The sequence below is a fragment of the Brevibacillus laterosporus LMG 15441 genome (assembly GCF_000219535.2).
GTDB classification, from domain to species: Bacteria; Bacillota; Bacilli; order Brevibacillales; family Brevibacillaceae; genus Brevibacillus_B; species Brevibacillus_B halotolerans.
In genome coordinates, this window is the sequence record NZ_CP007806.1 from 3849082 (window position 1) to 3870463 (window position 21382).

The following is a 21382-nucleotide window of genomic DNA, read 5'->3' on the forward strand; positions in this document are numbered from 1 at the left end:
GTCATCTGGAAAAGCGGGAGATGTTTAGCAGGATGCCTACTTGTGTTAGCATGAGCGTCAACGAGGAGCCACCGTAGCTTAAAAATGGCAAGGTAATACCCGTTACAGGAAACATCCCCGTTACAACGCCTACATTAATCGTTACTTGGATGCCGATCATGCCGATAATAGCTAGAGCAAGCAAATTCCCAAACAGATCAGGAGCAGTAATCGCGATTCGCATGCCTCGCCATAACAGCAACAAAAATAATAGGAGTACCAGCGTCCCACCAACAAAGCCTAATTCCTCAGAAATAATGGAGAAAATAAAGTCATTATACGGCTCCGGTAAGTAGGAAAACTTTTGCCTGCTCTCTCCCAATCCAAGCCCTAACAGACCTCCTGGCCCAATTGCATATAATGACTGAATGATTTGATAGCCCGAACCTAAAGGGTCCGACCATGGATCAAGAAAGGAAGTGATCCGGGCCATTCGATATGGTGCTGACAGAATTAGTCCGACAAAACCAACAACGCCAATCATCCCTAACCCGACAAAATGGCTTATTCTTGCTCCAGAGGCAAAAATCATTAGAATTGCCATCCCCATCAACACACTTCCGGTCCCTAAATCAGGTTGTAACATAATCAACCCGAAACATGCAACTGGGATTATCAACGCAGGAAATAATCCTTTTTTAAAGTAAATAATATTCTTTTGGTTATCCGATAGCCATCTAGCTAAAAAAGCCGCAACCCCAAATTTAGCAAATTCCCCGGGCTGAATGCCAAAGGACCCAAAGCCAAGCCAACTTTTTGAACCATTAACCTCTCGACCAATAACCAAAACCACCACGAGCAACGCCAGACTTATAAAAAATCCAACCTTGGCCCATTTCTTCCATACCCAATAGTCAATGTTCATCATCACATACATGGAAACAATCCCCAATATTGCGAAGATGATCTGCCGCTTGGTAAAAAAGTACGGGTCTTGGAATTTGTGCTGGGCAAATACTGCACTGGCACTATAAACCATCACAATCCCGATTCCTAGTAGGAAAAGGGTGACAAAAATAATAACAAAATCAGGGGCAGAACGTACTTTACTCATCGCAAGCCATCCTTTCGTACGTCGTCCCTTTGCTATCATTTTTGTCTGAGCTTACAAAGGGACAGGTTTATATAGGCTTGTTTTTAAGTTTATGCACGCTATCCTTAAACATGCTCCCTCTTACTTCATAGGAAGGAAACATATCCCAACTAGCACAAGCCGGGCTTAACAAGACCACGTCGTTCGCTTCCGCGATAGCCGCTGCTTGTTTAACAGCACTATCAACAGTATCGACGGCAAAACGAAGTTCAATTCCTGCTTCTTCGGCTCTTTTCTGTAAAATGGGAGATGTTTGCCCATAAGTGATAATTGCTTTTACTTTGTTTTTTAGTGGTGGAACTAACTCAGCAAAATCTACACCCCGGTCAAGTCCACCAGCAATAAGAACAACCGGCTCCTTAAATGCCTCAATCCCACGAATTGCAGCTTCGGAGTTAGTAGCTTTTGAATTGTTGTAATATTTTACACCAGCAATCGTATCGACATATTCTAAACGATGTTCAACACCGCTAAAACTGCGTAATACATGCTTCATTGCATCGTAGTCTGCTCCGGCTAATTTACTCATCACGATAGCCGCTAGAGCATTTTCCTGATTAAATTCCCCGGGCAATGAGATTTCTGTAGCTTTCATAATCTCGTCTAGCTTGCCATCCTCATTTTTAAAGTAGACAATGCCATCCTTGATAAATGCGCCACAAGGAACCTCTTGCTTAATACTTACATAGAAGACTTTTGCTCGAATGTTTTGGCAAACCTTCATCACGGGTTCATGATCATATGGCAGAACTGCATAATCCTCTTCCGTCTGATTGGCAAAAATTTTACACTTTGCTTTGGTATACTCCTCAAACGAATGATGATAATCCAGATGGGCTGGATACAGATTTAAGATCGTAGCAATATGAGGACGGAATGTATCGGTTCCCATCAATTGAAAGCTACTTAATTCAGCCACTAAATACTGATCCGGCTTCATCTCTTCCGCCAAACTACATAACACCGTGCCAATATTTCCACCAACGATAGCATCCACAGAAGCAGCATGCAAAATAAGTCCTACTAATGTAGTCGTCGTCGTTTTCCCATTTGATCCAGTAATACCGATTAATGGTGCTTTGGACAAACGATAGGCCAGCTCTACTTCTGTAATTACTGGTATCGACATGGCTAATGCCTGCTGAACTGGTTTTGATTCATAAGGAATCCCAGGATTTTTCACCACTAAAGCTACATCCTTGGAGATGAGATCATCCGGATGTCCGCCCGTAATCACTTGTACCCCCAACTCTTCTAGCTCTTCATATCCAGTAGCTTCCTCACGCGTTTTTTGATCATTTACGATGACAATAGCACCAAAACGGTGTAACAGTTTTGCAACCGCCACACCGCTTTTCGCCAGACCTAATACAACAACGAGCTTCCCTTTATACATATCCATGTTAACGTATCACCTCTAAATAAACACCTAATCCGGCAAATAGAATGCCTACAAGCCAAAATGTTACCACCACACGCCATTCAGACCAGCCAGTTAGCTCAAAATGATGGTGTAAGGGACTCATACGGAAAACGCGTTTTCCGCGAGTTTTAAAAGATATAACTTGAATAATAACGGATAGTGTTTCAATGACAAAAACAATTCCGATAATCGCCAGCAGCAACTCTGTTTTGGTCATGATCGCTATCCCGGCCAGCGCCCCCCCTAGGGCAAGCGAGCCAGTGTCACCCATAAATACCCGTGCCGGATGAGCATTAAACACGAGAAAGCCTAGAACAGAGCCAACAACCGCTGCACTGAAGATAGCCGTATCCATATTCGATGCATTCCAAGCAATAATCGCATATGCTCCAAAAGCAATGGCACTTGTTCCTGCCAACAAGCCATCCAAGCCATCTGTAAGATTAACGGCGTTTGTACTTCCCACCAGTAAAAAAACAAGGAAAGGGAAATAGAACAGCCCTAGATCAATTCCTAACGATGTTCCTGGAATGGTCAGCGTTGTTGGATGGTTCATCTGCAATAGCAAATAGTAAGCACCAATCGCTAACAGGATTTGGCCTAAGAACTTTTGCTTCGCAGTTAAACCCAAATTATGTTTTCTTTTAATTTTAATAAAGTCATCAAGAAAACCAATAAGTCCGTATCCAAAGGTAACAATAATCAAAAACAACAACTCCGTGTTCCACTTCGAAAATTTTAACACGGTTAATAGGAGAGCCATAGCAATGATGGTTCCCCCCATAGTAGGTGTTCCCGCTTTTTTCTGGTGAGATTGGGGGCCTTCTTCACGAATGCTTTGACCAAACTTTAATCGGCGAAGCATAGGAATAAACAGCGGACCAATTAAAACAGCAATGAGAAAGGCTGCAATGATTGTTATAAATAAGACATTATCAAATGGCATGCCCCTACCTCCTTTCTTGCATAGTAGCTAATGAGTAGTCATGGTTGTTACTTTCTTTTCTGTTCATGGATAGCTTCCTTTGCTACTTCCCGATCATCAAACGGAAAGATCTCACCTTTACTTTCTTGATAGGTTTCATGCCCTTTTCCTGCTATGAGGACACAGTCCCCCGGTTTTGCCTGCGAAATAGCGTGGAAAATGGCTTCACGTCGATTCACAATTGTCGTGAAGCGTTTCTGATCGACGTTCTGGATACCACCTACCATATCAGCCAAGATGGCTTCTGGCTCCTCAAAACGAGGGTTATCTGAGGTTAAGACGCTATAATCAGCGTACTTCGTTGCGATCTGAGCCATAATTGGACGTTTCGTACGATCTCGATTTCCACCACAGCCCGCCACACAGATGAGTTGCCCTGTTACGAATTCCTTAGCTGTTACCAGTGCATTTTCTAAGCTGTCCGGCGTATGGGAATAGTCAACGATTACAGCATAATCCTGTCCAAGCGACACAGGTTCAAAACGCCCGTCTACCCCTGGAATCCCCTCTAAGCTTTTAATAATAGCCGCCAGCGGAACTCCTTCAACAAGGGTAGCTGCAATGGCTGCTAATGCATTATATACATTAAACTTGCCCATTAATTTCATATTTACTGTTGCCACTCCAGCAAAACTTTGCACGGTAAAGCTAGTTCCAGCAGATGTAACACGGATAGATACAGCTCTCACATCCGCTGGCTGATCGATTCCATATGTAAGCACACGAGCTGGTGTTACATGAGCAAAATACTTCGATACCTCATCATCTGCATTTAAAATCGCTGTTTTGAGCGATTGTTGATCATAGCTATTTCCTAATTGAGCAAATAACAGTGATTTTGCCTGACGATAGTTGTCAAATGTCTTATGATAATCTAAATGATCCTGCGTCATGTTCGTAAAAATCGCTGTATGATAATCACAGCCATGTACACGTCCCATATCAAGAGCGTGTGAGGAAACCTCCATAATGGCATAATCCGTATGAATATCCAACATTCGGCGGAAACTAGACTGTAGATCAATCATATCTGGTGTCGTATTTTTCACCTTTTCAATTTGATCTCCAATACGCATGTGGATCGTTCCAATCAAGCCCGTCTTTTTCTGTTGGTCGGTTAAAATTCTATCAATCAAATGTGTCGTCGTCGTCTTTCCATTGGTTCCTGTAACGCCGATCAGTTTTAGCTTCTGTGACGGAGAGCCAAAAAACCGATCCGCTAAGAATGCCATTGCCCGCCTTGAATCTGGTACGATGACAACTGTTTTGTCCACCTCGATTTCATGCTCAGCTATAATGGCGATTGCTCCCTTTTCCACCGCTTGGGCTGCAAATTCATGACCGTCTACAGTAAAACCAGACAGACAGATGAATAAGTCCCCGGGCTTAACATTACGCGAGTCAGCCGTTATGCCTGTGATAACAACCTGGTCATCACCCTTAATGTGACTGACTAGCAAAGGAGCAAGTAACTCCCTTAACAACATACAATGGCACCCCAATCTCCAACTAGTATAGACAAAAGATGTTTCTTTTCAAAAGTAGAAATGCGATAAGAAGGGGAGATAAAAAGCTATCTCCCTCTACGAACATCTATTGTATAGCTAATTGGCCGTTTTGTCACCAAGGTAGACGCGAATTTTTGAGCCTTCCTCCACCTTTATTCCTGGTTTCGGAGACTGTTTAATCACATGAGTTCCCTTTCCAGAAACTTCTAATGGCATTGTATAGTATGAATTTGCAATTTCATTGATGGCCATTCCGATTAAATTAGGCACCTCTACATACTTTTTATCTCCGTAAGCAATTTCTCGCTCAATATCGCTAGGGCGTTTTTCTATATTAAGGTAAGGCAGACTGGATTCTAACACATTTTTGACAACAGGGGCTGCGATCGTACCTCCAAATGCTTGTGCTTTTGGATTATCAACAGCTACGTATACGATAATCTGCGGGTCATCTGCAGGAGCAAATCCAATAAATGATACAATATATTCATTCGCTGCATAACGTCCATTGACGGATTTTTGGGCAGTACCCGTTTTTCCACCAACCCGATAGCCTTCAATATAGGCATTATGCCCGGTTCCGCGAGAAACAACGCTTTCTAATGCGCTACGCACCTGTTTAGATGTTTCCTCGGAAATAACCTGACGTACCTGAGAGGGTACTGTACGAGCGACAATATCGTGCGTTACACTGTCCCTCCACTCTTTGGCAATGTAGGGCTTCATTAGCTTACCGCCGTTGATTGCCGCTGAGACGGCTGCCATCTGCTGAATCGGTGTTACTGATACCCCCTGCCCAAACGATGTCGTGCCTAATTCAACCGGCCCAACACGGCTTAATTTAAACAAGATTCCATTTGACTCTCCAATTAAATCAACGCCGGTTTTCTTTCCGAAACCAAAATTTTTGATATATTCAAACAACCTTTCTTTACCAAGACGTTGCCCCATTGCCACAAACCCGGGGTTACAGGAGTTCTCTACTACTTCTAGCATCGTTTCTGAACCATGCCCTTGCCTCTTCCAGCAACGCAAGAATGTCCCAGCTACATTTATATGACCTGGATCAAAAAAGCTTTCTTTCAAATCAACAACTTTTTCATTTAAGGATGCTGCTAATGTAACGATTTTAAATGTAGAACCTGGTTCGTATGTTTTCCAGATCGGTAAATTACGATTATAAATATCTGGTGCAAACTCTAAATAACGATCTGGATTATAGGTAGGTCTGCTAGCCATTCCGAGAATCTCTCCAGTTTTTGGATTCATCGCTATCGACAGAATATCATCTGGCTGATAAGCAACCATCGCCTGATCTAGTTCACGCTCAATAAAGGTCTGAATTTGTTTATCAATGGTTAGGTACATATCCATGCCATTAACTGGTGACACATACTTCTCCGCGTGTCCCGGCATAGCCCGCCCACCCGCATCTGCAGGAAAGGATACATGCCCTGGCGTACCCGTTAATATTTTATCATACATCTTTTCCAATCCAGTTAGACCTTGATTATCAATTCCAGTAAAACCAAGCACCTGCGCTAAGAACGAGCCATTTGGGTAGAAACGCTTTGAATCGTCTGCTACTTTTACTCCTGGCAGGGCAAGAGCTTGTATTTCCTTCGCTTTTTCCTGTGTTATTTTTCGTCCACCTGGAACTCGTACAATCATTTGGGAACGTTTGCTTATTTCCGTAAGTATCTTTTGTTCTGACTGCCCTAAAATAATCGCGAGCTTCTTAGCTGTCTCTTCAGGATTTTTTATTTGTGCCGGTATGGCCATCACGGAGGGAACCGTTGTATTTTTCACCAAATCCTCACCATGTCGGTCTTTGATGTTACCGCGTTTTGCTTCAAATTTGACATTGCGGCTCCATAGGTCATTAGCTTCATCCTGCAACCATTGACCCTGCACTAATTGGATGTAGCCAAGCCGAGAAACCATCGCCATAAACAAGAATATTCCCACCACGAGTGCGATGAATATGCGCCGACGCACGGTAACATTGGAAACCCGCATACAGCAAACACTCCTCCCTGCCAATAAGGTTTGTCTTTTCCTACCCTATTCGCCAAAGAGGAGTGTTAGAACTACTTGTCTACAGACACATATGTAGGAGACAGCTTCACTTGAATCGTCTCTTTTCCTGTCAGGATTGTACCCGCTTCTACGTTTTGTTCCACTACATATCCGCTACCAGTAGCGCTTACTGCAATATTTAGCAAATTGCCATACTCTAGTACTTCCCGCAACGATTTCCCCTTAAAATCAGGCATTTTCATTGAGGCTTTGCCATCGGAGGCAAGCAGTATGGTCGTGGTACTGCCTACTTTTTCATACGGAGCCGGAATTTGATTAATCACATTGGTTCCCTCGCCAACCACTTCTACCTTAAAACCAGCCTGCTTCGCCCGTTCCTTCGCTTCTTTTAACGGGATGCCTGTAAGTTGAGGTACAGTGGATTCTTGTAGCCGTTTTTCCTCTACCACAGTAGCTTGAGCAGCCAAGGCACTTCGATCTGGCTTCTCCTGCAAGTATTGCAAGCTTTTCTCCATAATCGCTTGGAACATCGGCGCAACTACATCCCTACTAGCCGTTGAATAGGATGCCCCGCCCCCTGGATCATCGACTACAATATAAACAACCAGTCTTGGATTCTCCACGGGAGCGAATCCAATAAAGGAGAAGATATATTTATTATCAATGATTTTTCCTCGTTCGTTATACTTCTGTGCTGTACCGGTTTTCCCAGCCACGCTAAAATTCTGCAATTTAAAGTTACGCCCAGTCGCTCCTGATTTTATATCGCCATCAACGACCGTTTGCAAAATCTTACGCGTTTCACGTGCCGTTGCCTCTGAGATCGGACGTCCAACCTCTTTAGGCTGATACCGCTCGATTACCTGACCCGTCCGTGGATCGATACGCTCTTTTACAATGAGTGGCTGCATTAATTTACCACCATTTGCAATAGCGGCCACAGACATGACCTGCTGGATCGGTGTTACCGTTACCCCTTGTCCAATCGGAGTAACAGCCAAGTCACGCGGTGAAAATTTATTAAACTTTTCAACGTTAGTTAAGTTCCCTACTTCTTCCGCAGGTAACTGAATGTTTGTCTTTTTCCCAAAACCAAAGGCTTTAAAATAATGCTCAAGCTTAGCTTGTCCCAGCTTTTCGTTACCTAGCATAGCAAATAATACGTTACTGGAACGTTGCACACCATTTAAATAGGTAATCGTGCCCCATCCAATTCGATTATGATCATAGATAGCCGCTCCAGTCTTCCATGCCTTATAATGTCCTGATGTAAAGGACCAATTAGAATTAAACACACCCTCTTGAATAGAAGCTGCGAGCGTAATAATCTTAAAGGTTGAACCTGGCTCAAACGTATAGCTCACACCGAAATTCATATAATTGACGATAGAACGGTAATTGTTAGGGTCATGCTGCGGACGATTGGCCATCGCAAGGATTTCGCCCGTATTCGGATCAGATACAATTACTGACATCCCTTTTGGGTGAAATGCCGCATCTGTTTTATCTAATGCCTCTTCTACGTATGTTTGTATCTGATCATCAAGGGTAAGCTTGATATTTTGACCATCTTTTGCAGCTTTAAATTCTGTTTGCCCATCTGGCAGTGGATAGCCTAGCGCATCCTTCACCATCTTTAGAGTGCCTTCTTCACCCTTTAATTCATTCTTAAATTGTCGTTCAATCCCCATTACAGGTATTCCTTCAGCATTGAGAAACCCTAAGACATGAGCGGCGAATTTCCCCTTTGGGTAGAAGCGCTTGGTGGTTTCTGAGATTTTGATCCCGGGTAATTGATTTTGCTTGGATTTAACCCCCTTTTCATCAAGAGGGTATTGCATAGCTAAGATTTTGTCCTTTTGTTCCAAGCTTATTTTGGAGGCTTCAGGCCCTAAATTAACCCATATTGCATTCGGATTCTTAGTGAGACGTTCCAAAATTTTGGACTGCGGTTCATTTATCACGGTAGCTAATTTCATCGCCGTCATCATGGGGTCCTTTACATAATCATCCGTGTCGTTTTGACCATTTGCCAATTTCTTAGGACGCACCTGGGCTTCCACTAGATAGGCCCGTCCTTCAAAAGCAAGAACTTCCCCATTTCGATCTAGAATGCTCCCGCGTTTCGGATTTAAGGTCATGTCACGATTCCACTGCCCCTTACCTTGATCCATAATCCAGCTAGCGTTTACCACCTGTACCCACCACAGGCGTAGTGTCAAAAGCATAAAACCAAGAAAAACTCCCATTCCCACAAGTAAAATTCGCTTGTTCATTCGCTTTTTTGTTGTCACGAGCCTCTCCCTCTTCCTCTCTGACAAAAAAGAAAATGCTACTCCTTATTGCGCGAGTAACATTATTGGACTTTTTCGGTTTGTTTGGTTTTTTCGTCTTTTTTGTTATCCTTACTTTCTTCCATAGAAATGCCACCCATATTGCGGACTGATTTCATATCAAGGACCATTCCCATTTTTTCCGCCTCAATACTAATACGCTTGGGATTGCTCATTTCATCCACTTTTAACTGCATCGATTCATTCTCGCCCTTGATTTTGGCGATCTCTCTTGTCAATACCTGAATCTGATAGTTATTTTGCGAAATCTGATTATAACGGAAGCCTATAATGCTTGTAGCAATGACTAAAGCAAAGATGAGCAACAAATACATCAACTTTTCACTTGTGGGTACCCCGGGTCTGATTTTAACAGTACGCTTCATCTTTTTCGGAGATGGAGAACGTCTATTTACTTCATATGCCAAATTCCCACGGGAATAATAACTCAACTTAGTCCCCCCCTACTAAGTATAACTGGCTTCCTTCTTCGGTGTTCATTTATACTAATGTGTTATTTCTTCTCAGCAATACGCAATTTAGCCGATCTGGCACGTGGGTTATCCGCAAGCTCCTCTTCAGACGGTAGCAATGGCTTTCTGGTGATAATCTTAACAATCGGTTCATTACCGCATACACATTGCGGGAACCCAGGCGGGCATGTACAGCCTTGCGCTTTTTCTAAATAAGCATGCTTACAAATCCGATCCTCTAAGGAATGGAAAGTAATAACACTCACTCTGCCACCCGGACGCAAAATGTCAATAGCATCTGAAACCGCCGTCTTAAACACATGTAATTCATCGTTTACGGCAATGCGAATGGCTTGAAAGGTTCTCTTCGCCGGATGAGGTCCTGTACGCCGAGCTGGAGCTGGAATAGCTTCCTTAATAATCTCTACCAGCTGTCCTGTTGTTTCAATCGGCGCTTTTTCACGATGCAGGATGATTTGCCGGGCAATCTTCCGGGCAAACTTCTCTTCGCCATACTCAAAAATGATTTTGGATAGCGCAGCTTCCTCCCACTCATTTACGATGTCATAAGCAGATAGGTCGGCTTGCTGATCCATGCGCATATCCAGCGGGGCGTCACCATTGTAGCTAAACCCACGTTCTTCTACATCTAACTGAGGAGAAGATACACCTAGATCAAACAAAACGCCATCTACGCCATCAAGACCTAAATCTTGCACAACATCCTTGAGATAGCGGAAGTTACTTTTCACCAAAGTCACTTTATCTTGATACGCCTGTAGTTTTTCCTTGGCGTTTGCAAGTGCTACATCATCTTGATCAATGGCAATTAATCTACCCTGATCACCTAGCTTTGAAGCAATTAAAGTACTGTGTCCTGCTCCACCTAAGGTGCAATCCACATATATTCCATCAGGACGAATATGTAATCCTTCTACGGCTTCCTGTAATAGTACGGTTACATGGTGAAACAAAATAACGTCACTCCCGAGTCTACAAATTAAAATCAACGAGCTTTTCAGCAATCTCGCCAAAAGATTGCTCTTGTTCCAAAGAATACGCATCCCATTCTGTCTTGCCCCAAATTTCCATGCGATTCTGCACGCCAATAATAACACATTCTTTCTGTAAACGGCCGTGTTCTCGCAAATGAGGTGGTATGTTTACCCTTCCCTGCTTGTCCCACTCACATTCAGTAGCACCAGAAAAGAAAAAACGGGTAAACGCCCGAGCGTCAGCTTTGGTAAATGGCAGAGATTTAAGTTTTTCTGTTAACGCCTTCCACTCTTCCATCGGGTAGACGAATAAACAACGATCAAGGCCGCGGGTTACAACAAAGGACGAGCCCAGCATATCACGGAATTTAACCGGGATTGTCAGACGGTTCTTGTCATCGATGTTATGCTGATACTCACCCATGAACATTCCAACTTCCCCACTTTCCTTCCGAGAGATACCACTCTCCCCCACTTTTCCCCACTTCTTGCCTCTCCTTATTATAGAAAAAAAACCTGCCGTTTGTCAGCAGGTTTTTTTCTTCATTTTTTGATGCCATATCCCAGCGAATTTCTTACCTATTCGACCCAGCTTTCTAAGTATTCTTTTTGCTCTGGCGTCAATTTGTCGATATTCTTTCCAAGCGCTTCCAATTTATAGCGAGCCACTGTTTCATCTAGCTCATATGGTACGTTTAATACCTTTTTACCGATTGCCTCATAGTTCTTGCTAACATACTCAAGTCCTACTGCCTGCAAAGCAAAGGTCATATCCATAATTTCAGCAGGATGTCCATCACCTGCAGCTAGGTTCACAAGACGACCTTCCGCTAACAGATAGATTTTACGACCATCTTGCAGGACAAATTCTTCGATATCTTTACGAACAACACGTTTGCTTGTCGATATATCGTTCAGCTCTACTTTATTTACTTCGACATCAAAGTGGCCAGCATTAGATAAAATAGCTCCATCCTTCATGCTTTCAAAGTGAGCTTTGCGGATAATGTCGCGATTACCCGTTACTGTAACGAAGTAATCACCAAGCTTAGCTGCCTCATCCATGGACATTACTTCAAAGCCGTCCATGTATGCTTCTACAGCTTTAATTGCGTCAATTTCTGTCACGATAACCTTTGCACCCAAACCTTTTGCGCGCATAGCTACGCCCTTACCGCACCAGCCATAGCCCGCAACCACTACAGTTTTACCAGCAACAACTAGGTTTGTTGTACGGTTGATTCCGTCAAATACGGATTGACCTGTACCATAACGATTGTCAAACAGATACTTGCAATAGGCATCGTTAACAGCTACCATCGGGAATTCAAGCTTCTCTTCTTTTTCAAGAGCACGCAAGCGTAGAATACCAGTAGTGGTTTCTTCCGCTCCACCTTTTACATTCTCTAATAGATCACGGCGCTCTCCATGTAAAAGTGTTACAAGGTCCCCACCGTCGTCAATTAGAAAATCAGGACGAGTTTCCAGCGTTTTAATGAGAAGTTCTTTATACTCTTCTTCGGATGGATTGTATTTAGCAAATACGCGAATACCATCTTCCACCAAAGCGGCACATACATCATCTTGTGTTGACAAAGGATTAGATCCGGTAATCGTAACTTCAGCACCACCTGCTTGAATCACTTTTGCCAGATAAGCTGTTTTTGCTTCCAAATGAAGGGAGATTGCTACTTTTTTACCAGCGAATGGTTTTTCCTGTTCGAAGCGTTCTCTAATTCGGTTTAACACCGGCATATGTTCCTTTACCCAATCAATCTTTAAATGGCCGTTAGGTGCTAGGGCGATGTCTTTTACGATGCTTTCTTGAACCATTGTCATTTGCTAAAAACCCTCCTTCTGTAAATGTGAACCCGTCTTCTTTTATATCATACCACATAGGTAGGAATTACATCACCCTTTTATGCTGAATTTTTGTGCAGTTCACCATACTGTATGATCCAGGCTCGGAAATTTATTGTTGTTTTAGTAAATACAGTGCATATTGAATAGGACGCATGACTGCCTTTTGATAGACCTTGTTACGTTTCAATTTTCGAAAAATGTCGCGTCCAGGCTTCGGATTAATTTCGATTAAATAAGGTCGACCTGATACGTCAATTCCTACATCTAATCCCAATTCAATCATGCGTCCATAGTAGGATTCCACCGCTTTTGCTGTTTGATGAGCGAGCGAGTAACAATTACGTATAATTTTGGTTGCCGCAGATTCACCAAAACAGTCTGTAAGCACTTTTCGCGCATCTTTTGCTAGCCCTCCTCCATGTAGATTTGAGGTAGAGCTCTTGACTCCGCCTATGCGCATACCAAGACCTGTTACTTCCCACTCTCCCGATCCCGTCTTTTGAATAAGAATGCGTGTGTCAACGGTTCGATCTGGTATCAAGTCAAGCTGCAGGCCTTGTTGAATAAGAAAAATCTCTTCGCCCAGTCTCTCCGTTTTTACCCATTCCTTTACATACTGATGAAGTTCAGCCCGAGTCTTTACCTTGTGACTCACCTTATTTAAATGTAGCCCTCTTCCCAATAGATCATAACCCGAAGAGGTCTTTTTGATACGCAGGATACTGCGACCCGCCGTTCCCTGAGCTGGCTTTACATAAAGCAGCGGGTACTTTTGCAGCATATTGCTCAATACTTCCCTATCATAGGCAAACGTCTCCGGTAACCATGGCTGCATAGATGGCTGTTGATTTAACACCTGATATACATTCCATTTGGAACTAAACCGACTATTGGCATAGGTAAACAACGGACGCTTGCGGAAAGCAAGGTAGTCCTTATGCTGAGGTTTCGGATAATATCGATAGCGATCGATTACGATATCAGGCCAATCAAACATTTTACTTTTCCATGTCTTATCAGGCCCAGGAATGAATCCTCTAATTTGGCGTTTTGATTCAAATACATCATTTGGGGAAAACAAAAACACAGTCGCCCCAAGCTTTTCTCCCTCTGTTAGCAAATGACGAAAAAATAACGGTTCGCCAAAGCGTTTACCATTTCTATACGTTAAAATTCCGATTCGTTTCTTCTGCACTGTCAGTTACACCTCTTTTGCAGGTTATATTGGCAGTGTATGATGTAATATACGATAGGTTCGCACAGCCTATCCATTTCGTTTGGAGGTCACTTTAATAGCTTCTGCTTCATTCGTTCAATATGACGAACGCCTTTTAAAAATTTCTGCTCCGTTATCTTATCTTGCTCGTATAACCACTCCATATAATTCTGTAACGATAACAGATCAACCCAGGCTAGTTTTGAATATGGGTTTTGTTCAGGGACTTCACCTGTGACATCTCCATTATGAATCGCCTCTGCTAATTGGGTTTCACGCAATCCTACTTTATTTGAAATTTGATGCAATACTATTTTCATACTTACCTCCCGGACAAGCGATAGATTTGGGGTGATTCTACAACACAGCCTACCTTGTTTGCAAGCGCAGAATCTAGGATATCCTTTTTTATAACAAAAACAGCGCTCTATTTGCTAGAACGCTGTTTTTTTCTATTTCATAGATCATATTTATATATAGACAACTTGATGGGAGCCATCACGCTCGAAGTCCGTATTCAGCAATCGATCCACTAAATCTGGGCCAAAACGATTCAGGTACGTAAAAATAGGATATACCCGCTCCTGCCAGCTATCCAGCGGTACGATAGATTGCTCCAGACGCACAACCCGCTCCACTTCCACTTGATGTTTTCGAAGAACGGCTTCTTCCGTGCGGTTTTGCATAAAAGTAACATCCTGCACCAGTCGTTCTACATTTTTTTGTGCCAATTGAGCTAAACCCTTATCATATGCGATTACATCTTGTAGCAGCTCACGATAGCGCATTTCAAGTTCTTGTTTCTTCTGCTCAAAGCGCTGAGCAAACCCGTGATCATCCAGTGATTGTAGCCACTTCTCTTTCCAATCCGCAAATCCACTCAGTAGCGTCTCATAGCTAATCTGCTTTTGTTCTCTGATTTTCTCTAGAGCCCCCTCCATCAACGTGATCGAAGTTCGTCTCAAGACAATCGGTAGCTCATAGCCAAAAGCAGCAAAGTATTTTTTAAAGTATGCCCAGTAGGCCACTTCCCCAGGTCCCCCGACAAAAGCCAAGGTCGGCAGTAAATGCTCCTGCATCAAGGGACGTGTCACTACATTGGCGCTAAAGCGTTCTGGGGAGACGTGTAAAATAGCCAGCAATTCTGCTTGTGTATAAACCTTGCCTCCATCCTTGCTCTGAAAACCTCCTTCGACCCGCTCCATTAACAAGCGCTCCTTTTGTTCATAGAAAAAGAAATTCGCCTGCTGTGGTGAAATGTCCAGCTGTTCAGGATATCCGTACTCTTTCAGGTCTGCCTGCGCTTGTAGCAATGTCTCATTCAATTCCTTATTCTCTCGAATGATTTGTTCAAAAACAGGCTGCTCAAGCTGACGGACAGTAGGTAAGGAGGATTCGATGAATACCAATCCATGTGCACCAAACAGCCTCGCCATCAATTGCACAAACCAGTCCACTAAGGTATGCGAGCGTTGCGCGGTCTCTTCTAACCAACATCGGATTGTCTCGCTATAGTCTGTCTCAGCCTCTTCTGCAAAGAAATCCTCAATGACTCGCAGCATATCTGCTTGTTCCACTCTCATATCTGTAGCGGAGTGCTTCTTGATATGTTTTGCCTTTACTTTTACTTTGCGAAGCTCCTTCTTCTGCGTCAGTTGGTAAAAATGATTGATTTCTTCCCAATCATGGTCTTCTCCAGCAATCCAGAACACCGGGATCACTGATACCCCTAATTGCGCTGACGTCTGCTTCGCTAATTGAATCACATCAATTGCTTTATAAATGGTATAAAGAGGCCCAGTAAGCAGCCCCGCTTGTTGTCCTGCTACCACGACTAAGGAATTGGGTTCACGAAGCTTCTCTATCATTTGCAAAGCTACCTCATGATTTCCAATTTCCTTGTTATAGGCATAAAGAGCATCTGCCAAGAGATTGCGATGCGGATAGCGTTTTTTAGACACATACTGCATACGAGTAACATACGATTGAGGATCATAGGGAGCATATGTAAAAAAGGAGAGAGCTTTGGGGCTTTCCTTTAGAAAATCGTTTTGAAATGAATTTGTTGTTGGTACATAACATTTTGTAGTTTTCATTCGTCTCCTACTTTCGCCCTTTCAAATTGTTATTATAAATTATAACACGGCGAGCAAGCACGAAAAACAGGACCCCTCCCGTGAAGTGTCCTGCAAGTTTATTTTTTATCATCCATTTTTAAAACCGAGGCGAAGAGACAGACCAAATAGCAACGGTAAGCGCATCACTCACGTTTGCAACCGTATGCAATTGTGCCTTGTCAAAATAGATGCTGTCACCTGTTTCTAATTGATACTCATCCTCTGTCAATTTGACCTGCAACTGACCTTCGATTACGACTAGACACTCTTCTCCCTCATGAGAGACAAAGACATCCTTCGCCTGCTCTCCAGGCTGTAGCCGCACCTCCATGACAGCGAGCTTAGAAGCACCGCCTCCTGATAACAACGAATACGTACCAGTGGAATCAGGAAACACCATAAGTCTGCGCTTATCCTTACGTACCACGTGAATATGACTTTGCTCCACATCCTCAAAAAAGTGAATGAGCGGCGCTTCAAGCGCTTTCGTAATACGCCATAAAGATTCCAAAGATGGTTGAGAGATTCCTCTTTCTACTTGACTTAATAAGCCTTTGCTTAAACCAGTTTTTGAGGCCATAACTTCCAAGGTATATCCTTTTTCCTTACGAACAGCCCTAATTTTGTTTCCAATTAGCTCTATGGGTAACGTCATCCTATGCACCAACCTTCGTTACATGATAGACAAACCAACATGCGCGGCCTGCATCGTTTTATAGATGCCGGTTGAAAAAAGACAGAAATAGGTAAACATGAACAAAATAAAGGAGATTCGCCAGGTAGCAGAACCTATTTTCTTCCACGACACCCTTCCGCGCACCTTCATTTGTAGATAGAACAGCATTCCTGCCAAGCCAAGAAGAAACAATAGAATTAGTATCCAAGCAGAAACCGCTTCAGGCCATAACCCTTTATAGATCTGAGCGACCGAAACAACTAAAAAAATATTCGTAATATTCACAGACCAAGCAAAAGCTTTTTTTTGCTGTTTTTTCCAAAAAAATACTGTGAAGAACGTGATTATGAAAGCTACGAAAGGAAAAATTGTTAATACGCCCCAAAAATTTTTAAAGAGAAAGAGCAATGGACTTATCCCCTTTGGGCCATCAAGCCTGCTTTGAGGAGAGTAGCTTTGTATACTGCCTCCTGGTGTGGTGTTGCTATTTGAAGCTCTCTTCCTTGCTTTACAATATAGCCATTGATTGCTTCAATCTCCAATGGACGACAGTTCAGCAGGTCCTGTAGCATCGAAGAATAATTTCTGGATGTATTTCGGCAAATTTGTACAATTTCCTGCCAACTTGATTCGTCAATTTTTTGCCCGTGTAAGGATGCGACTTCTTTTGCCTCTACGAATAGCCTTTTCATAAGAACCATCGTCTCTGTAGATTCGAGCAACGCACCGTTCGGAATTTCAAATAGAGTTGTGAGTGGATTAATAACAGCATTCGCCATTAATTTTCGCCACATCACCCCATAAATGTCAGAAACATACTTGATGGCAAGCCCAGCTATCTCTCCCACAGACAGGAATGCTTCGATTACTGGATCTAAGGGAAGAGCCTTTTGTTCTTGTCCAATTATTGAACCTACCTGCCACGTCCCCTTACCCGTATGCTCTACCTCCGTGTAAGAGTGTCGTCGAGCCCCTTCCGTATGAACACCAAAATAAATCTGGTTAAGAGCTAGCACCTCCTTCAGATGATCGTCGTGACCCATACCGTTTTGCACAGCAAGGACGCGTGCACTTGGATCAATTTTACGTAAAACAGGCAATACTTCAGTAAGACTTGTCTGTTTGACCGCTAACACATAGAGATCAGCTTTCGGAAGGTCACCCTCCATCGAGACGGCTTGTATGTGAATTCGTTTCTGTTCGCCTTGTAAAGAGTGCAATAGTAGACCGTGCTTTGTTAGTTCATCCGCTTGCTGTCGCGTACGTGTGATTACCTGCACCTGTGAACCTGCTAGACACAATCTGGCAGCCAACAATAATCCTACAGACCCGCCACCAATGATTGCGATATTCATAATACTCCCAACCTTTATCAAAGAAGTTAGACATCATCAGCATAACAAATATTCGCGGGACGGAAAATGCCTTCCATAAAATTTTTGTGGAATGTTTCTGAAAACTACCTTATAATCCCGTTGAAATCAACTAAAGGTGGGTAACGTATGGAATATCATATTATGGGTTCTACCATGCAGGCTCTCCAATTCAACCTGCAACCCGGTGAGCGATTGTTTACTGAATCGGGTTCTATGATTTGGATGAGCGAAAATATAAAAATGGACACCAGCTTTAAGGGTGGCATGCTCAAATCTCTTGGACGCGCCTTCTCTGGAGAATCATTAACATTCACATTTTTTGAAGCCTTACATACGCCAGGAATGATTGCCTTTGCACCTGCAGCTCCCGGCAAAATAATTCCCGTAACCATTCATCCTGGAAACGAGATTATCGCCCAAAAGCATGCCTTTTTGGTAGGAACAGAAAACATTGATGTCTCCATTCATTTTCAAAAGAAATTAGGCACAGGCTTTTTTGGTGGCGAAGGCTTCATCATGCAGCGTCTAAGCGGTCGCGGAATGGTCTTTTTAGAGATAGACGGTGAAGTAGCTGAGATGAATCTACAGCATGGGGAAGTCATAAAGGTGGACACAGCCCATGTTGCAGCCTACGAATCCTCTGTAGATATGAGTATCGAACGTGTAAAAGGCATTAAAAATATCATTTTTGGCGGAGAAGGTTTATTTTTAACAACCTTGCGTGGCCCAGGTAAAATTTGGCTACAAACTATGACTATCGCCGGATTGGCAGGTAAAATTGCAGCTAACATGGGAAAGTCCGGTAACGGCGGGATGATTAACGGAATTGGAGATTTATTTAAGGATTAACTCCCGTCGTTATATAACCAACGCTAGAAAGGGACTCCTTACCACGGAGTCCCTTTTTTTACACTGGATAAACCGGATGTTTACGATTGGTAAAGGTTTGCTGTTTACTTTGGTAAGCATCAAACCGCCAGATTAACTCATTTCTTAGCTGAGATGGTTCAATAATGGCATCCACAATCAATTCTGAAGCAAGCAAGTAAATGTCAATATCTTCTTGATATTCTTGACGCTTTTCCATAATAAACGCCTGTCGCTCCTGTGGATCATCCATTGCTTGAATCTTATTGCTATATACGGCATTCACAGCCGCCTCTGGCCCCATCACCGCAATTTGAGCATGAGGTAATGCGAGGGTCGCATCCGGTTCAAATGCAGAGCTAGCCATTGCATATAGACCTGCCCCGTATGCTTTTCTTACAATTACGGATATCTTAGGTACAGTAGCTTCTGCCATTGCCGAAATCATTTTAGCTCCATGACGAATAATGCCAGCCCGCTCAACCGCTGTTCCGATCATAAAGCCTGGCACATCTGCAAGGAACAGAAGAGGTATATGGAATGCATCGCACAGGGTCACAAAGCGAGCCGCTTTATCTGCTGAATCGACAAATAAAACGCCACCTTTGACACGCGGTTGATTGGCAATAATGCCTACTGGTTTGCCATTAAGATGGGCTAAACCGGTGATCAGCTCTTGTGCAAATAACTTCTTTATTTCAAAAAACGATCCATCATCTACTAAGGTATCAATTAAATCATACATGTTAAAGGGTGCATTCTGATTTTCCGGTATGAGTGCATTGATATCCTTTGCCGTCTCCACTGGAGATTTTGCTTGTACCGCCGGTGGTAGCTCTTGATAATGGGACGGGAAAAAGCTCAGGTAACGGCGGGCTGATGCAATGGCTTCTTGTTCGTTAGCAGCCAGAACATCACCACAGCCACTTACGCTACAATGCATTCGTGCCCCACCTAATTCTTCTAGCGAAACTTTTTGACCAATAACCATCTCTGCCATCCGCGGAGACCCTAAGTACATACTTGCATTGTTTTCCACCATAATCACAATATCACAAAAGGCTGGGATATAGGCCCCGCCTGCGGCAGAGGGACCAAATAAAATGCATACTTGCGGGATTTTTCCAGATAATTTTACCTGATTATAAAAAATTCGCCCTGCTCCACGACGACCTGGGAACATTTCCAGCTGGTCTGTAATTCGTGCTCCCGCGGAATCCACCAAATATAGCAATGGCACACACAGCTTTTCTGCTGTCTCTTGAATACGAATAATCTTTTCTACTGTTCTAAAGCCCCATGATCCTGCTTTCACTGTGGAATCGTTAGCCATAACGCATACGGTTTGTCCGTTTACTTTACCAATGGCGGTAACGACTCCATCCGCAGGTAGATTGCCTGCCTTATAGTTCGCAAACAAGCCATCCTCCAGCGTATATTCCCCTTCATCAAACAATAAATTCAGACGATCACGCACAAACAGCTTACCCTGTTCCTTTTGCTTGTCATGATATTTTTGATCCCCGCCTTGTTTTATTTGCTCCATCCGTTGCCGCAATAGCTCTTCGATTGATTGGCTCATTCTTTATTCCCCTCCTTATTCCCCTCGATATACGGGTTTGCGTTTTTCTGCAAAAGCTGCAAGTCCTTCAAGGCGGTCCTTCGTTGGCACAAGGATTTGGTAAGCATTGCTCTCTAGAGCTAATCCTGTGGCCATATCCACCTCCATGCCATAATCAATCGCCCATTTAGCCTGAGCGAGGGCGAGTGGCGCGTTTAACGCGATTTGTTGAGCTAAAGAAAGGGAAGCCTCAAGCACCTGATTTGCTGGAACAATTTGATTAACCAAGCCAATTTCTAGTGCTTCCTTGGCCCCGATGCGTCGTGCTGTCAAAATTAATTCCTTCGCCCTTCCTTTTCCAATCAGCCTTGGTAGTCTCTGTGTCCCCCCGGCTCCTGGAATAATGCCTAAAGATGTTTCCGTTAAGCCTGTTTGCGCTGTCTCGCTCATAACCCGCAGATCGCAAGCAAGAGCAAGCTCTAAGCCGCCCCCAAACGCAATTCCATTAATGGCCGCAATTACAGGTACGGATAAACGTTCAACTTGGGTAAATACGTCACGAATCGTACGAATATACTGCTGAACCTGGGATTGCTGCATCGTTTTGCGCTCTTTCAGATCAGCTCCTGAGCAAAATGCTTTATCCCCAGCACCCGTGATGATTACAACGCGTATATCCGTATCCGTCGATACTTCCAGCAGTAGACGCTGCAATCGTTCTAACGTCACCAGATTTAAGCAATTGTACACCTCTGGACGTTGAATGGTAAGGATCCCCACCTGACCTTGTTTTTCAAGCTGAATAGTCATACGCCCC

General features: G+C 43.4%; 19 protein-coding genes. 1 reads left to right on the top strand and 18 read right to left on the bottom strand.

What is annotated here, in order from left to right; all coding sequences use genetic code 11:
• Position 1: 1 nt before the first annotated feature.
• The 16 genes from spoVE to BRLA_RS16945 all read right to left on the bottom strand — a co-directional run bounded on the left by spoVE (position 2) and on the right by BRLA_RS16945 (position 18116).
• Positions 2 to 1093, bottom strand: a complete 1092-nt coding sequence (gene spoVE / locus BRLA_RS16870; RefSeq protein ID WP_003336692.1) for a stage V sporulation protein E — start codon at positions 1091 to 1093, stop codon at positions 2 to 4.
• 67 nt (positions 1094 to 1160) lie between these two features.
• The gene (gene murD, locus BRLA_RS16875) at positions 1161 to 2534 is read right to left on the bottom strand and encodes a UDP-N-acetylmuramoyl-L-alanine--D-glutamate ligase (RefSeq protein ID WP_003336691.1); all 1374 of its coding nucleotides are present in this window, start codon (positions 2532 to 2534) and stop codon (positions 1161 to 1163) included.
• A gap of 1 nt (position 2535) precedes the next feature.
• Positions 2536 to 3501 carry a phospho-N-acetylmuramoyl-pentapeptide-transferase gene (gene mraY / locus BRLA_RS16880; RefSeq protein WP_003336690.1) on the bottom strand — a complete coding sequence of 322 codons (966 nt, stop codon included), beginning with the start codon at positions 3499 to 3501 and terminating at the stop codon, positions 2536 to 2538.
• A 47-nt stretch (positions 3502 to 3548) separates the two neighbouring features.
• Positions 3549 to 5027, bottom strand: coding sequence for a UDP-N-acetylmuramoyl-L-alanyl-D-glutamate--2,6-diaminopimelate ligase (locus BRLA_RS16885; RefSeq protein WP_003336689.1), 1479 nt, complete (start codon positions 5025 to 5027; stop codon positions 3549 to 3551).
• Positions 5028 to 5144: 117 nt separating this feature from the next.
• A complete protein-coding gene (locus BRLA_RS16890; protein ID WP_003336687.1) occupies positions 5145 to 7067 on the bottom strand; it encodes a stage V sporulation protein D in 1923 nt (640 codons plus the stop codon).
• Between the two features lie 71 nt (positions 7068 to 7138).
• On the bottom strand, positions 7139 to 9382 hold the full coding sequence (locus tag BRLA_RS16895; protein WP_003336686.1) for a PASTA domain-containing penicillin-binding protein: 2244 nt from the start codon (positions 9380 to 9382) through the stop codon (positions 7139 to 7141).
• Between the two features lie 62 nt (positions 9383 to 9444).
• Positions 9445 to 9873 carry a cell division protein FtsL gene (gene ftsL / locus BRLA_RS16900; protein WP_003336685.1) on the bottom strand — a complete coding sequence of 143 codons (429 nt, stop codon included), beginning with the start codon at positions 9871 to 9873 and terminating at the stop codon, positions 9445 to 9447.
• Positions 9874 to 9935: 62 nt separating this feature from the next.
• A complete protein-coding gene (rsmH, locus tag BRLA_RS16905) occupies positions 9936 to 10868 on the bottom strand; it encodes a 16S rRNA (cytosine(1402)-N(4))-methyltransferase RsmH (protein ID WP_003336684.1) in 933 nt (310 codons plus the stop codon).
• A 19-nt stretch (positions 10869 to 10887) separates the two neighbouring features.
• Complete coding sequence (mraZ, locus tag BRLA_RS16910) at positions 10888 to 11319, bottom strand: division/cell wall cluster transcriptional repressor MraZ (RefSeq protein WP_003336683.1); 432 nt, start codon at positions 11317 to 11319, stop codon at positions 10888 to 10890.
• A 149-nt stretch (positions 11320 to 11468) separates the two neighbouring features.
• Complete coding sequence (locus BRLA_RS16915) at positions 11469 to 12728, bottom strand: adenosylhomocysteinase (protein WP_003336681.1); 1260 nt, start codon at positions 12726 to 12728, stop codon at positions 11469 to 11471.
• Between the two features lie 133 nt (positions 12729 to 12861).
• A complete protein-coding gene (locus BRLA_RS16920) occupies positions 12862 to 13947 on the bottom strand; it encodes a YheC/YheD family endospore coat-associated protein (RefSeq protein ID WP_003336680.1) in 1086 nt (361 codons plus the stop codon).
• An 89-nt stretch (positions 13948 to 14036) separates the two neighbouring features.
• A complete protein-coding gene (locus BRLA_RS16925) occupies positions 14037 to 14288 on the bottom strand; it encodes a hypothetical protein (RefSeq protein ID WP_003336679.1) in 252 nt (83 codons plus the stop codon).
• A 150-nt stretch (positions 14289 to 14438) separates the two neighbouring features.
• Complete coding sequence (gene bshC / locus BRLA_RS16930) at positions 14439 to 16064, bottom strand: bacillithiol biosynthesis cysteine-adding enzyme BshC (protein ID WP_003336678.1); 1626 nt, start codon at positions 16062 to 16064, stop codon at positions 14439 to 14441.
• A gap of 118 nt (positions 16065 to 16182) precedes the next feature.
• A complete protein-coding gene (locus BRLA_RS16935) occupies positions 16183 to 16740 on the bottom strand; it encodes a helix-turn-helix domain-containing protein (protein WP_003336677.1) in 558 nt (185 codons plus the stop codon).
• A gap of 18 nt (positions 16741 to 16758) precedes the next feature.
• On the bottom strand, positions 16759 to 17169 hold the full coding sequence (locus BRLA_RS16940) for a DUF3397 family protein (protein WP_003336675.1): 411 nt from the start codon (positions 17167 to 17169) through the stop codon (positions 16759 to 16761).
• Positions 17170 to 17174: 5 nt separating this feature from the next.
• Positions 17175 to 18116 carry a ketopantoate reductase family protein gene (locus BRLA_RS16945; RefSeq protein WP_003336674.1) on the bottom strand — a complete coding sequence of 314 codons (942 nt, stop codon included), beginning with the start codon at positions 18114 to 18116 and terminating at the stop codon, positions 17175 to 17177.
• Between the two features lie 147 nt (positions 18117 to 18263).
• On the opposite strand from BRLA_RS16945, the gene BRLA_RS16950 reads away from it, so the two are divergent.
• Entirely contained in the window at positions 18264 to 18986 is a 723-nt protein-coding gene (locus tag BRLA_RS16950; RefSeq protein ID WP_003336673.1) for a TIGR00266 family protein, read from the top strand.
• 58 nt (positions 18987 to 19044) lie between these two features.
• On the opposite strand, the gene BRLA_RS16955 is transcribed toward BRLA_RS16950, so the two are convergent.
• Together BRLA_RS16955 and BRLA_RS16960 are read right to left on the bottom strand one after the other, a co-directional pair.
• Positions 19045 to 20586, bottom strand: coding sequence for an acyl-CoA carboxylase subunit beta (locus BRLA_RS16955; protein WP_003336672.1), 1542 nt, complete (start codon positions 20584 to 20586; stop codon positions 19045 to 19047).
• Positions 20587 to 20601: 15 nt separating this feature from the next.
• Positions 20602 to 21375, bottom strand: coding sequence for an enoyl-CoA hydratase-related protein (locus BRLA_RS16960; RefSeq protein ID WP_003336671.1), 774 nt, complete (start codon positions 21373 to 21375; stop codon positions 20602 to 20604).
• Positions 21376 to 21382: the final 7 nt, after the last annotated feature.